The organism is Lactobacillus helsingborgensis (assembly GCF_000970855.1).
Classification (GTDB): domain Bacteria; phylum Bacillota; class Bacilli; order Lactobacillales; family Lactobacillaceae; genus Lactobacillus; species Lactobacillus helsingborgensis.
In genome coordinates this window covers 268,375-282,638 of record NZ_KQ034047.1, presented here as the reverse complement: position 1 = coordinate 282,638, position 14,264 = coordinate 268,375, and the positions used below count along the sequence as shown (strand labels likewise).

Genomic DNA, 14,264 nt, shown 5'->3' with positions numbered 1-14,264 from the left:
AAGCTTGCACAACTATTGGTTTAAGCAAACCATTGTGCAGCAATTCAGTTTCATTTACGCTTTTTTGTTATTCTTTTTTATTGACCTGTACTAATAAATTGCCTTCGATAAATGCCAAAATAAAGCTGGCAGTTAAAAAGTCGACTACATTGCCAGATGAAAAGGCAGCTAATAAGATAAAACCGCTGGAAACTATTAAAGAACTTACCAGGTATGTGCGTGCAGTTTTATATTTGAGCCACCTACATGCACTATAAAGCAATACCGCAAGGTAAGGACCGACAAATAGCAGCATACCCAACCAGCCTAATGAATATATTTGTGAGGCAAAATCACGTTCTAAATTAAAAATATTGTTTTCTCTTATATAGGAAATACCGAAAAACTTGTCTAAAGGATTATTGTTTGTCTTCACAACCTGATTAAGCATGGCTTTTTCAATGTGGCGGTTTTCCATACGGGATTGACCGGGTTCACGAATGATTTTTAGCCAAAATTCAGGATCATATTGATAAGGATAGCTTTTTAAAACAAATTTTGGATTTAGTGCATATTCTTGATAATTTTGCTTAATAAAGGAGCGAAGAAATTCCGCTCTTTTTTCTCCTGTAGGATATTTTCTTAAACCAGCAGCTAATTCCTGCTTTTCATCTGTCAGGTCATGATCAGATTGCTGGGCTAAATAAATTTCATAGTTATATCTTTGAATTGCAGGTCCAAAAGGCAAAATAACTAAAGAGCCTGCTTCAATTATAACGGCAACTAGAAAAGCCTTGCCCCCGTTTTTAACGTCCTTTATTAAAAACTTATGGATTGCAAAAACAATTACGCTGACGATTATTCCGCCAATTAAACCAATCGCTGCTACTTTGGTACCAATCTCAATCATTGCTAATGCCTGTACAATATTGAGTAGGACAGTAAACCAATTAAATGAAGTAAAAAGGTAATAAAGCATCAGCGGCAGCAACATAAATAGTACAGCTGAAATCATATTGGTAAAATTAAAGAAGCCCTTAGACGCCATATGGGAATAACCAATATTGGGATTAAAAAACCATTCAAAAATATTGGCGCTAATGGTGCCAGTTTCATACGATTTAAGCGAAATTATGAATAAATTAGATAAGACGATAGTCCCGGAAAAAAGTCCAGAAATGCCTTCGATAACATGTTGCAGCTGCTTTTCTTTAAAGCCTAATTCATTAGTTAAATAAAGAACTGTTAATGGCAGCACCATTCTGATGAGGTAAAAGATTTCACCAGTTGGTGTGTAACCATAACCATTGGGACTAACACTGTTAAATTGTTGCACATGTACTAAATGCAAACCTGAATATAGAATTAATAGCACTATATAAATTAGCAACCATTTTTGGCGTGATAATCTTTGCCAAGAATTTTTAGCACTAAAGTAAAGACAAATTAATGTAAAAACGGCTAGGATACGAATAATTGTTGGTAGAGTAAAGGGTAAAATTTTGGCTAAAGTTCCATGATAAAACCAATATAAGTCTAAAAATGGCTGGATTAGAATAAACCAGAATAAAACGGTTCTTGCTTTTTCTTTCACTTTTGTCTCCATATCATAAATATTTTCATGATTTAATTTTAGGCAAAAATAAGACAAAAAAAAAGAGCAGTGAACCATATTCACTGTTTCTTAATTAAAATTTGTTGCTAATCCTTTTTAGTGGCATCATTTGCAGCATCTTGATCAGATTTGGCAATTTTTTCTACCTTAACATCACTTTTAGCTAAAGCTTGAATTTCCTTGATTTTCTTTTTAGGAACACTCTTTAAATTCTTGAAGTTGACTACTATTTTATGATTAAGGTCGCTAACTGCAGTTTTGTCAGTAGGATCAAAATCAATAATTGATAGGAGAGCAGAATTTTCGTAAATTTTTTCGACTTTACCTAAAAAAGGCTTTGTTAGTTCTTCTTCAGACTTGGCGCTGAGAATGTCATTTGCTTTTACGTCTGCTTTTTTCATAATATTATTTACTTCCTCTCTCAACCATGTTTCATTATAATAGAAAGATATTATTATAAAAGTGAATTGTTTTCAAGTAAAGGAAGCTCGGGTTTTGCAAAAATTAATTTTAATTGCCGGTCCTAGTGGCGCTGGTAAAACGACTGTTTCAGAATATTTAGCGCAAAAGTTTGCTATTCCGCGTGTACTGACACATACTACTAGGCCAATTAGACCGGGTGAAATTCCCAATAAGTCATATCATTTTGAAAGCGAGGAGAGTTTTAGTCAGTTACATTTTTTTGAACATGTCCAATATGGTTCTTATCAATATGGCTCAAGTCAAGAAGCATTGACCAATGCCTGGGAACATCACGATATAGTGTCGCTTATAGTTGATATTAAAGGAGCAGCATCATATTTAGCCGCAATTAGAGAACAAGTTTTCTTTTTATACATTACAACCAGTTCTCAAAGAATATTGGCAGAGCGTTTGCTTAAACGGGGTGACGATCCGAATAAAATTAAAGAACGTTTAAGTGGCAGTGAACTAAATACCTTACCTGATTCTTTAAAAGGAAGCGCGCACATACTGGTTAATGATGATTGGAATGAAACCAAAAACGAACTTGCAACAATAGTTCATAGCTTAAAAAATAGCTAAGGAGAATTTAATTACACTTTGTAAAAAATATTTGTGTTTCAAAATATAATTCTTAACATTTTGTAGCTCGTTTGACACGAATGTGTAACATTAAATGTTTAAGATAGAAAATGTCGAATAAAAAGAGTGAGTAATTTTATATACGACTTGCTCAGTACGGAGAAATTTGTCTAGAAAAGAGCCTAATTTTGAAACACGGACACCAAAAGAGCTTAATCAAGCTTATAACTGTTATAGTTTTATTTTTTACAAGTGCTGCTGGCGCTACTGTAGTGACTGCTACTACAGCCAAAGACGTCAGTGCCAGTGCGGTAACTAAAAAAAGGACAGCTGTGGCCACACTTGCCAAAAAGCAAGTTGGCAAAGGTTATGTGTATGGTGCTACCGGCCCGTATTCATTTGACTGCTCTGGTCTGGTGCAATATGTTTACAAAAAGGCTGGTAATAAAGTTTTACCAAGAACCACTTATTCACAAGTAACTCAAGGCAAAAAAGTTTCACTTAAAAAGTTAAAGAAGGGCGATTTACTTTTCTGGGGTTCTTCTGTTTCTCCGTATCATGTCGGAATTTATGTTGGCGATAATCAATTCGTTCATGCTGCAACACCAAGTCAAGGCGTTTTAAAGCAATCATTAAGTGCGTACTTTTATCCATCGGCTGCTAAAAGAATTCTAGAGTAGAAATTTAATAATTTTCCCGTTCGACCAATAATTCATATTTACTTCTATAAATAACAAGAACATTTTAAATGAGGTCCTTTATCATATAAATTCGATGGAAGGGCTTTTTTACTTACTAGTATTATTATTGTAACCTTCTTGTAATAATCTACGAGTAAAATTGATTTTGTAACATAGAAGTAGAATTGAATTGTCTTAAACATTTAATGTGATGACGGGAGGATATTGATTTTGAAAGTAAAAAGTAATTGGGTAAAATTTACTACTGCAGCAGCTTTAGCAGTTACTGGATTTGGCGTTGCCAATTTAGCTAATTCTAATGCGACAGCTGCGACTGTTAAAGCGGCTACGAAAAAAGTAAAAATCAATTATGTCCCTGGTTATGGCATTAATATATGGGATAATTATGAAAATCCTAACTTTACTGGCGAGCGGATTAAACACGGAAAAACTGTTGCCGTTTTGAGCAGCGCTATTGACCAAAAAGGCAATACTTGGTATCAAATTGGCGAAAATCAATGGATTCAGGCTCGTTACACAGTTAAACCTGGTACCAAAATCAAGGCAGTTTCTCCTCAGAAAAAATCTGTCAAACAAGCTGAAAAAGTTGTTGACTTGGCTAACGCTGAAGTGGGTAAAGCTTACGCTTGGGGTGGCAATGGTCCTCAAGGATTCGATTGCTCAGGACTAGCTCAATATGTTTATAGTAAAGCTGCTGGCATGAATTTGAGTCGCACTACTTATTCTCAAGTTAAGGAAGGTAAAAAAGTTTCATTGCAGAACTTGAAGCCGGGAGATCTCTTGTTCTGGGGTTCATCGACCGCCCCTTATCATGTGGGAATTTATGTTGGCAATAACCAATATGTTCATGCAGCAACTCCAACTCAAGGAGTTGTTAAAGAAAATTTGAGTTCATACTTCTATCCATCAGTTGCTAAGCGTGTTCTTGACTAAGAATACGATTTGAGAAAAAACACTTAGAAAATTTCTAAGTGTTTTTTTATTGCAGTTTGATTAGTGTAACTTGATTAAATATCTGAAGCGGTTAAAATAAAATTGAATACTAATTTTTGATCACATTATACTACCTGAAGGAGAATTAATTTGATGAAGCGTAATTTTTGGAAAATGGGTCTTGCAGCAGCATTGACACTCACCGGAATTGGTGTGGCTTCACCACAGAAAATTGTGGATGCTGCTACACTAAAAACTCCAGTTAAAAGAATAGAAATAAATTGCTTACCAAGTAAAAGCGTCAAAATTTGGACTAATTATGAGGGTGGACAGTTAATTAACTTTCGCGCTAAAAATAAAAGTAAGTGGAATGTTGCTAAAACGGCAGTGGATCGTAAAGGCAAATTATGGTACATGATTGGTGATAGTGAGTGGATTGAAGCGCGCTATACCAAAGACTTAGAAGAACAATCTAATATGAAAACTGCTCAAGAACAAGTAAGAAAAACTGCTACCAAAAAGAAAATTAAAAAATCTAAGCTTAAGGTTAAAGCTAAGAAGGTAGTGAAGAAGGTACCAAAGCAAAAAGTACAAAAACAAAAAGTAGTAGTACCTCAGCTTAGTAATGTTGTAAAAAAGAAAAGTAACAAAACTACTGCAGCTCCAACCATTACGCATTTGAGCAATAAGACTGCTTCTCCTAATATTTCTAAAAGGACGCAGGCGGTGGTCAACTTGGCAGAAAGCCAGGTCGGCAAAGGCTATGTTTGGGGCGGCAATGGACCGGACAATTTTGATTGTTCCGGTTTAGTGCAGTATGTTTATAACCAAGTTGGTGGCGTTAGTTTACCGCGGGTGACAACTGATCAGGTCAAAGTAGGCGTAACAGTGCCTATGGATCAATTGCAACCTGGTGATTTGCTATATTGGGGATCGGCTGACGCGCCTTACCATGTCGGTATTTATGTCGGCAATAATCAATATGTCTGTGCTGCGACACCGGAGCAGGGTGTGGTTTTGCAAACAATAAGCTCTTACTTTTATCCTTGTGTTGCTAAAAGGGTAATTGCTTAGAAGAGAAGTTACCATAACTTTGGCAGTACGTGTCGTTAAAACAAAAAACTTCTTACAGTGTGTAAGAAGTTTTTTAATTTAGACAATATAATTTGAAAATCTATTCTGTTGTTCTGGAGCTAAACGAACAGTCACATGAATGCCGTCGTTTTGAAAATTTTCACTGATTACTTGTGCATTTTCATGTAGATAAGACAGTGTTTTACCATCTGACAGTGGCAATAGCAACCTGGTTCTTTTGTAATTAACGAATATTCTTTTAGTAATTAGATTGGCTAAAGTAGTAATCGACTTAGGATCAGTTGCGGAATATAGAATATTACTGCCCTCAATTTGCGGATAATTTCTTTCTGACTTATCAGCTTTATTGTAAGCAGTAATCATAGGGGTGTTTTTGATGCCAATTTCATTCAGAACATTTTGTGTAGTGCGGATCATTTGAATCATATTTGGATCAGATGCATCTACAACATTTATCAGTAAATCGGCATCCCTTACTTCTTGCAAAGTAGCCTTAAAAGACTCAACTAAGTTATGAGGCAGCTTTGAAATAAACCCTACTGTATCAGAGAGAATAAAGCTAAAATTGTTATCTAACTCTATGCGCCTGACATTAGTATCTAATGTAGCAAATAGCATATTTTTAACAAAAACCTGCTTGTCGCTATGTTTAGAAAACTCTTGTAAAAGCCCATTCATCGTGGTTGATTTACCAGCATTCGTATAACCAACCAAAGCGACTTTGGGAATATTATTTTGATTACGTCTTTTGGCTTTTATTTCTTCCTGCTGGGAAATTTCTTTTAATTCATTCTTGATGATGGCAATTTGTTTACCGATAGTTCTTCGGTTTAACTCTAGTTTTGATTCGCCCGCACCCCGGTTGGCAAATCCACCGCCAGTGGAACCGCCGTTTCCTCTTTGTTGGTCTAGATTATTTTCAGACGGATGCAACCGAGGCAGTTCATATTGCAACCGTGCCAGCTGCACTTGTAATTTTGCTTGTTTAGTGCGAGCTCGCTTTGAAAATATTTCTAAAATTAGTTCGGTGCGGTCAATTACACGTAGTTTAGTCAATTTTTCTAAATTGCGAATTTGAACTGGAGTCAATTCATCATTAAGGATAAGTACTTTTGCCTTTAAGCCGCGTGCCATATCTTTTATTTCATTAATTTTACCCAGACCAAAATATGTTCCAGCTACTATATGCTCTGCATTTTGCCGTGCTTGTCCCACTACTTCCATATTGGCAGCTTCAGTCAAATTAGCAAGTTCAGTCATATAATAATCAAAATTAGAATCATTTAAGTTAACCCCGGCAATAAAAGCTTTATTTTTACGTGGAGTGTTTTCAATCATTTAATTCTCTTTCTATATTAATAAATAGTTACGGGAAAATTTATTTTAAAATTCAAAAATCCACATAGTTCATTCTTCTTTCGCTCATTTATTAGTTTAATTTTAATACAAAATAGCTGCTTAACCAAACTTTCTAGTGGGCACTGAAGATAGGCAAATAGCAAAAATAGGCTAAAAAGAAAGCTGAGTGATTTTAAAAACCATTCAGCTTAAAATAAAAATTTTTATGACTACAGTCTAGGCTTCTTTTGCATTATCAATTTCACCGATGACTTTAGCTTTAACCCTAGTTGTTTCTCCTGGAGCATAGGCAAGTGGCACCTCGGTCACTTCAACTACTTTAATAGTATCGGCTTTTGCACCAGCCATTATTGCTTGTTGCCCTGCCTGTTTTTCTACATCAGATAATGCATCTGAGCGTTTAACATGAGCATACTGATAAACTTTTTCATATTCACCACCAATGCTGGCAATTGTGGCACCAATAGCGTTCGCAACACCGCCAAAATCACTTTTTGTAATGTGTTTAACTCCTTTGAGAGTTTCAGGTGCAATAATTGACCCTCCGCCAACTAAGACTACTTCCACATCTTCGGCACTTGTTTTCATCTGATCAATACCATCTTCTAAGATTGCAGCGATCTTCCTCATAGCTTTTTGTGCAGTATCTTCATCAATTGACTCTACTAACTTAGGATCACCAATTTGACATAGCCCAAGACGAACAGCAATATCAGTTGTTGTTAACGTGTCTCCGCCAAAAACGAGGGCCTTTTCGGTAATAGCATAACCCACGCTATCAGGACCGACAGTAACTGATCCATCATCACTGACGCGCACAATTGTACCACCACCAAGTCCAACAGATAATACGTCAGGCATTCTAAAGTTAGTACGAACGCCACCTACAGTTACAGCCTTTGAAGATTCACGGGGGAAGCCGTTTGTTAACACGCCAATATCAGAAGTGGTCCCGCCAATATCAACTGTTAAAGCATTTTTAATTTTAGATAAATAAGCTGCACCGCGAATACTGTTGGTTGGTCCGCTACCGATTGTTAAAATAGGATACTTAGCAGCATATTCTAATGACATCAACGTACCATCATTTTGACATAAGTAAACAGTAGCGTTAGTAATTTTTTCATCTGCCAATGCGTGTGAAAAACCATGAGTAACGTTTTTGATAACTTTGTTTAAAGCAGCATTCAAAATAGTAGCATTTTCTCGTCCGATCAAGCCGATGGAGCCAATTGAAGATGAGATAGAAACGGGAAAGTCAGAGCCTAAGATTTCGTGAGCTATTGCACTGACACGTTTTTCCTGATCATCGTTAATTGATGAGAAAACTCCAACTACGGCTAATCCATCTATTTGACCTTGCCATTCATTAAGCTTAGTACGCACTTCTTCTTCTGAAAAAGGCACAATTGGATCGCCGTTAAACTCATAACCGCCATGTATTAAAGCATATTTGTTCGACAGAATTTGCGTAATATCTTCAGGCCATTCTGTATAAGGCAAGACAGATGCGGTTGCGGGATAGCCAATTCGCAGGATACCGACTTTACCGAGATTTTTACGTTCAACAATTGCATTAGTGGCTTGAGTTGTCCCCAGCATTGCCTGTTTTATTTGCTGAACATCAATATTTTTGCCATTAACAACTTTATGAATAGCATTTTTAATGCCAGTTTCAATATCTTTGGTAGTATGGGTCTTAGCTGAAACAAGTACGTTTAATTTGTCATCCAATATTACGGCATCAGTATTTGTACCGCCGACATCAATTCCTAATTTATACACCTAATTTTCCTCCTATTAATTGTTGTATTCTGCGTAACGTTTTTCAATTGGGACATAATCAACATCGTACTTGAAATACCGCGGTCCCACGAGTTTTATACCGGCTTCGGTGCGCCATTTTTCATTGGCTGGCAAGCCCAGAACCATAATCCGTTTACCATAACGGACTTCTTCATTTGTAATAGGAAGCAAAGTGTCAATATCAACCATAGTGATTAAATCGGGAACGGTTGCCAAAATTTTGCCGTCAAGCTGCATAATAATATTTTCGTTCTGGAAAGAAATCTTACCAGTTTGCCCCTCATTTTCATTAAGACCACCCAAAGTAATTTCACCAAAGTTAAATCCACCCTTAGTGACATGGGAAATATCCGTGATTTTAGCTGTCATCAGTTTATAACCATGAGTCAAATGCAATAATTCACTTAACGCACTGTCAACGGAGTCGTAATCATTGGCATGTTGAATTAACTGCCCAATTTTTTGACTCAAATCAACGATATTCAAAACTCCAGCTTCACGTATCTGTTTACCAGTTAATGAATCACTGGCGCTTGAAGAAGTAGCACCCACTTGCACCGTGAAGTTACGACCGATACGCTCAGCCCAGAAAGCATCAGGAGTATTAATTAGTGAAGTATTCCCCCGCTCATCTGACAAAACCATAGGAGTTACTGAATGTCCTGCTAAAACAAAAGTTGACATCTGTAATTCTGGGAAAGCCCGTCCCATTCCGTCAGCATCTGCAATCGGCAAGTCCATATTGGCGGCTGCAACGATTGGCATCATCGAATTGATGCCACCTGCTTCAATCGGAAAGGTACCATAAATTTTTTTGCCATAATATTGCTCAAAAATTTTAAAAGCATTCACGAACTCATTTCCATTAGGAAATTTTTCCATTGAAACTGCTGGGGCCCCAATATTTGAAGCTGAAACAAATAATTCGTCATCTGGAAATTCGTCTGGTGCAAGCAAAGTCACTGGACCATGTTTTTTAATGGCTGAAATTGCCATCAATTCGCCAATAAACGGATTGCCTCCACCACCTGAGCCCAGCAAAGAAGCTCCAATAGCAATTTGTTTTACATCCTTAATTCCTATTTCTTTACTCAAAATCTATTCCTCTATCCCTTTATTTTTAACTATTCGCTGATCAACTTTTCTAACTAAAAGACTACCTAAGTAATAGACCAGCCCTGAACTAATAAGAACATTTAAAGACTGCACCCCCCATGTAACGAATTGACCGACTAAAATTCCTATTATCCAAGCGATAACCGTCATTACAGGTAATTTAGCAGAAGTTTGGGGCAACTCTCCTTTAGCCCGACTTTCGTCTAAATTTTTGCGGTCGGTTTTTAAAAGCCAGTAGTCAACAAACATAATGGCTGCTATTGGTGGGAAAACAACGCCTAGTACAGTCAAAAATCCTTGAAATTTATCAATTAAGCCAATAACTGAAAGAATTGTTCCTAATATACCGGTAATGACAGTCATAACAGATCTGTTCAAACTCACTTTAAAAACTTGCCTAAAAAAGTTAACGACATTTAAGCTGGCAGAATAAAGATTCATGTCATTAACTTTAACTGATGACAACACAATTAAAGCAATTCCCAAAGCTCCTGTTAATTGGTAAATAATAGGCATAATTTCTTTTGAGCCAATCGCGTGAGCCATTAACACGCCAATGACATTGACGCCTAATTCACCCACAATCGTACCGATTACACAAACCCAAAAAACATCGCGACCGTTTTTAGTACGTCTGGTTATATCAGGCATGATGATGGCGCCAACGATAAAATTACCTGTAACCATTGTGATCCCAGCACCCATGCCCATTGCGGCACCGGGAGCAGCCATCGTTACTAAATGACTGAGGCTATTGCCTTTAAGCATATTGTAAGTGGCAAAGCCCATTACAATAATAAAAGCTGGAATTGAAATGTTGGTGGTCCAACTTAGCCCCTTAAAGCCGAAAATAACAGAAAAGGTAACTAGCAACCCGGTAATAGTAGCAACCAGTTGATAATTAATATTACTGTGAGTAATTGTGTTCATTATCTGCACGACGCCTTGGGCAAATACAGAGTTTTGAATGCCAAACCAGCCAATTAAACTAATTGCAAAGGTTAAACCAACGATAGCTGAGCCAACTGTGCCAAATCCAGCCCATTTTGACAAAAGACTGGTAGGCAGGCCCTCTCTTTGACCGGCTAAACCTAAACCAAATGAAATGAATTGTAAGATGACACTACCCAAAATAGTGGATAGTACAGCGTCATGAAATGTCATTCCGTATCCTAGCTCTGCACCAAGCATGAACTGACTTAAAGCTACAAATCCTCCAATTTGTACCATTAACACTTTCCACATCGGATCACGTTTGTCTTTAGGGAAACGTTGTGTAGAGTAGTCATCATATGTATCTTCAACTGTGGAATTATGATTTTTTTCCGCCATAGACTTCCTCTTTCTAAAATAACAATAAGTTTATGATGAACAATATAGTCACCGTATTATTAGAATAATTATTATTTGCTAATTAATATCTAATGTTTTTGAGTATAGATTAGTAGTTAATTAAAGTCAATGCTAATTTTTGCTTAGTTTTCAAATGTTTTTAGTGCTAATTTGTAGTAAAAAATAATAATTGCACAAATAATCATTTTTAAAATTCTATTAATAAAATTTAAGTTTGTAATTGAGTGATTCTAAACCAATATTATTTTATTTGAACTATTTATTTAGCCAAATAAGATATTACAAAATCTAGTCCAAACTTTATTTTGACTGTAAGTTGAAACATTCTTCATCTTACAAAAACAACTGCATAATATATGCAGTTGTTTTTTCTTGGCAGCTGAGAAAAAAAGAGTATAATTCAAACTATTAAGGTACCTAACTAAATTGAAATGGAGATAAATAAATGACACAAAAAATTAGTTATCAAACAGATATCAGGGTACAAAAAAATCGGTGGTGGATACTAGTTGCAGTTGGGCTTTTTACATTTATGTCAACTTTAGACGGCACAATTGTGAATATTGCTTTACCCGTAATTAGTAGTGATCTGCACATCCTAATGAGTCAGTCAGAATGGGTTGTTTCTTTATATTTAATTGTGGTTTGCAGTTTTATCCTGTTTTTTGGGAAGCTAGGTGACATATACGGTAAGATTAAGATCTTTCGCCTAGGAGCAATTTTCTTTATTGCTGGCTCGTTATTATCAGGCTTCAGAATTAATTTGCTATTTTTGCTGCTAGCAAGAGCTATTCAAGCATTTGGAGCTGCCATGACTATGGCAACCAACAACGGCATTATTACTGAAATTTTTCCAAGTACTGAAAGAGGCAAGGCTTTGGGAACTATTGGCTCCTTTGTAGCCCTGGGTTCAATTGCAGGTCCTGGTCTAGGAGGATTGATATTGAGTCGCCTGTCTTGGTCTTATATTTTCTGGCTAAATGTTCCGGTAGGATTGGTTGCCGCAGTTATTGGTGCAATCTTTTTACCCCAAGACATTACATTTACCAAAACCGCGCTGGATAAAACCGGTTCTTTCAGTTTTGCTTTAGGCATGATTACACTGTTTGGCGGCATCTTTTTAGGACAGCAACTGGGTTTTGGCGCACTGCCCGTAATTATAATGCTGCTAGTGGGACTAGTTAGTTTTGTCTGGTTTGTGTATGTCGAAAATCATGCAGCCAACCCTTTATTACAATTTAAGTTGTTTAAAAATCCAGATTTTTCTGTTAGCCTGCTTTGTGCGTTGTTAATTTTTATTACGAACTTTTTCTTTAATGTGGTTACACCTTTTTACTTAGAAAGTGCCCGGCATTTGTCTCCAAGTCAAACCGGCTATATTTTAATGATTTTACCTGTAGTACAATTGTTTGCGGCTCCAGTGGCAGGTTCTCTTTCTGATAAAATCGGGCCCAAATTAATTACCTTTATCGGATTAGCTTTGCTGTTAATCAGTCAAATTGGTTACATGCTGTGCAACTTAAAATCTTCCATCTGGCTCTTTATAATAAGTATTGCAATTATGGGGCTAGGTAGTGGAATATTCAGTTCACCCAATAACTCGTTGGTAATGGGGTCAGTTGAGCAGAAAGATTTAGGTGTTGCCGGCAGTATCAATTCCTTGTCACGTAATTTAGGTATGGTTATCGGAATATCTAGTGCTACTACGGTATTATTTGCGGCAATGAGTATGGCAAAAGGCAGTCGGGTCACGACTTACTTGCCTAAGCAGCCGGAGATTTTCATTTATGGTATGCACGTAGTCTTTAATATTTCAATGATTATTTGCTTTATTACGGTCATCCTAAGTGGCTGGAGACTATTTAAAAAGAATAATAAATAAAATGTAAAAAACGTTGAAAAGAACATTTTTTCAGCGTTTTTTTGTGCAAAAGAATAATTTTTGCATAATTATTTCTTCTTTTGGCTATTTTGGGTATATTATGATAGAAGAAAGCGCAAATGAGGAGGTTTAGGATGAACCATAAAGTTGTGACGTATCCGGCTATTTTTAAGCCACTGGAAAATGATATATATGTGATTAAATTTCCTGATGTTAAAGGAGGAATAACAGAAGGACAGGGTTTACGTGAATCAATGAAGATGGCTGCTGACACCCTTGCCAGCCGTTTGTACAACAAACAGATTTTGCCTAAAGTCAGCAAGATTAGTGATATTGAATTACCAGATGATGGTTCCTTTGTTGCACCAGTTTCTGCAGACTTAACTGAAGCCTCGCGTGATCGTATTAATTACGAAATATAATAGACAAAAAAAGCATCCCAATTCCTTGGGATGCTCTTTTTATTAACTTGTTCCAAAAACTTTTATAATTTTCGGGAACAAGTTAATTATAATATATCTAAATTGATTTTGCTAATAATTTTAGCTTCTTTTATTAAAAAGTGCTTTCAAATAAGCTCAAAATGAAAAGTAAATAAAAAGAGTCTTTTTTATACCACTATTAAGCCAGCGGCAGTATAATCTTTTTTCATAAAATATTTATTTATCATAATTATACCGCCTTAGATTTTAACTCAAATTGACAGCAGCATTATTTGAGTGCTATTTTTGAAGAAGAAAAAGTTTGGGAGTAAAATATGCAAATAATTGAGAGTTCAGTTTTGCGGATTGCCATTTCTGAGAAGGGTGCAAAGCTAGTTAGCCTGATTCCGCAGAACGATCAAAATGATTTTTTTAAAGATGCTGAAAAACAAAAAGCTTTGAACGTCAGCTTTGAAGGAGCGGACCAAAAAGAAAATTGGGCTGAATTATTGCCGTGGACTATTGTTGATAAGGGAGATTCACGTGTAAGCTTAGCCTTAATAGACGATGTTGCCAGTTATAAAAAGTTTCCTTTTCATTTTGAAGTGATTTTAACTTATGCTATTGATGGGAACAAGGTAGATATTAAATTTTATTTGAAAAACAATTCACATAAGGATATGCCATTTTCAGTAAAATTTACAGTACCTCTTTTTGAAGATTGGTCTGTCAAAGCTAATGCAAATGAGGTTGAAGTGGTTAAAAATAAGTCTAAATTAGCCTTTTCTTCAACGGATTTTATTATTACTAAAGAAAATAACGAAGTGACTGCAGTACGCAGCAATTCAATTCTCACTAGTGATAGCGATGAGAATTTAGTGTTAACCTTAACCTTGAGTTAAACATTGTAATATTTTTAATAAGATGTGTAACAAACCGACAGCGGCTTGTTTTTTTGC

Annotated in this window: 13 protein-coding genes; 7 read left to right on the top strand and 6 right to left on the bottom strand. The window is 36.1% G+C overall.

Annotated features, from left to right (window positions below):
• Nucleotides 1–67: 67 nt before the first annotated feature.
• Both JF73_RS07210 and JF73_RS07205 read right to left on the bottom strand, forming a co-directional pair.
• Entirely contained in the window at nt 68–1,573 is a 1,506-nt protein-coding gene (locus tag JF73_RS07210) for an O-antigen ligase family protein (protein ID WP_046327603.1), read from the bottom strand.
• Nucleotides 1,574–1,680: 107 nt separating this feature from the next.
• The gene (locus tag JF73_RS07205; protein ID WP_046327602.1) at nt 1,681–1,995 is read right to left on the bottom strand and encodes a hypothetical protein; all 315 of its coding nucleotides are present in this window, start codon (nt 1,993–1,995) and stop codon (nt 1,681–1,683) included.
• A 94-nt stretch (nt 1,996–2,089) separates the two neighbouring features.
• On the opposite strand from JF73_RS07205, the gene JF73_RS07200 reads away from it, so the two are divergent.
• The 4 genes from JF73_RS07200 (at nt 2,090) to JF73_RS07185 (ending at nt 5,346) form a co-directional block, all read left to right on the top strand.
• Nucleotides 2,090–2,638, top strand: a complete 549-nt coding sequence (locus tag JF73_RS07200) for a guanylate kinase (protein WP_046327601.1) — start codon at nt 2,090–2,092, stop codon at nt 2,636–2,638.
• 188 nt (nt 2,639–2,826) lie between these two features.
• A complete protein-coding gene (locus JF73_RS07195; RefSeq protein WP_046327600.1) occupies nt 2,827–3,318 on the top strand; it encodes a C40 family peptidase in 492 nt (163 codons plus the stop codon).
• 231 nt (nt 3,319–3,549) lie between these two features.
• Entirely contained in the window at nt 3,550–4,272 is a 723-nt protein-coding gene (locus JF73_RS07190; protein WP_046327599.1) for a C40 family peptidase, read from the top strand.
• 153 nt (nt 4,273–4,425) lie between these two features.
• Nucleotides 4,426–5,346 carry a C40 family peptidase gene (locus JF73_RS07185; protein WP_046327598.1) on the top strand — a complete coding sequence of 307 codons (921 nt, stop codon included), beginning with the start codon at nt 4,426–4,428 and terminating at the stop codon, nt 5,344–5,346.
• Nucleotides 5,347–5,424: 78 nt separating this feature from the next.
• On the opposite strand, the gene hflX is transcribed toward JF73_RS07185, so the two are convergent.
• The 4 genes from hflX to JF73_RS07165 all read right to left on the bottom strand — a co-directional run bounded on the left by hflX (nt 5,425) and on the right by JF73_RS07165 (nt 10,980).
• The gene (gene hflX, locus JF73_RS07180; protein WP_046327597.1) at nt 5,425–6,705 is read right to left on the bottom strand and encodes a GTPase HflX; all 1,281 of its coding nucleotides are present in this window, start codon (nt 6,703–6,705) and stop codon (nt 5,425–5,427) included.
• Nucleotides 6,706–6,942: 237 nt separating this feature from the next.
• Nucleotides 6,943–8,511 carry a hydantoinase/oxoprolinase family protein gene (locus JF73_RS07175; RefSeq protein WP_046327596.1) on the bottom strand — a complete coding sequence of 523 codons (1,569 nt, stop codon included), beginning with the start codon at nt 8,509–8,511 and terminating at the stop codon, nt 6,943–6,945.
• A 15-nt stretch (nt 8,512–8,526) separates the two neighbouring features.
• Nucleotides 8,527–9,627, bottom strand: a complete 1,101-nt coding sequence (locus JF73_RS07170; protein ID WP_046327595.1) for an S-methyl thiohydantoin desulfurase family protein — start codon at nt 9,625–9,627, stop codon at nt 8,527–8,529.
• A 3-nt stretch (nt 9,628–9,630) separates the two neighbouring features.
• Complete coding sequence (locus tag JF73_RS07165) at nt 9,631–10,980, bottom strand: purine-cytosine permease family protein (RefSeq protein WP_038524113.1); 1,350 nt, start codon at nt 10,978–10,980, stop codon at nt 9,631–9,633.
• Between the two features lie 466 nt (nt 10,981–11,446).
• On the opposite strand from JF73_RS07165, the gene JF73_RS07160 reads away from it, so the two are divergent.
• From JF73_RS07160 to JF73_RS07150, 3 genes are all read left to right on the top strand, one after another.
• Complete coding sequence (locus JF73_RS07160; protein ID WP_046327594.1) at nt 11,447–12,883, top strand: MFS transporter; 1,437 nt, start codon at nt 11,447–11,449, stop codon at nt 12,881–12,883.
• A gap of 134 nt (nt 12,884–13,017) precedes the next feature.
• On the top strand, nt 13,018–13,305 hold the full coding sequence (locus tag JF73_RS07155; RefSeq protein WP_046327593.1) for a type II toxin-antitoxin system HicB family antitoxin: 288 nt from the start codon (nt 13,018–13,020) through the stop codon (nt 13,303–13,305).
• Nucleotides 13,306–13,640: 335 nt separating this feature from the next.
• The gene (locus tag JF73_RS07150; RefSeq protein WP_046327592.1) at nt 13,641–14,207 is read left to right on the top strand and encodes an aldose epimerase family protein; all 567 of its coding nucleotides are present in this window, start codon (nt 13,641–13,643) and stop codon (nt 14,205–14,207) included.
• Nucleotides 14,208–14,264: the final 57 nt, after the last annotated feature.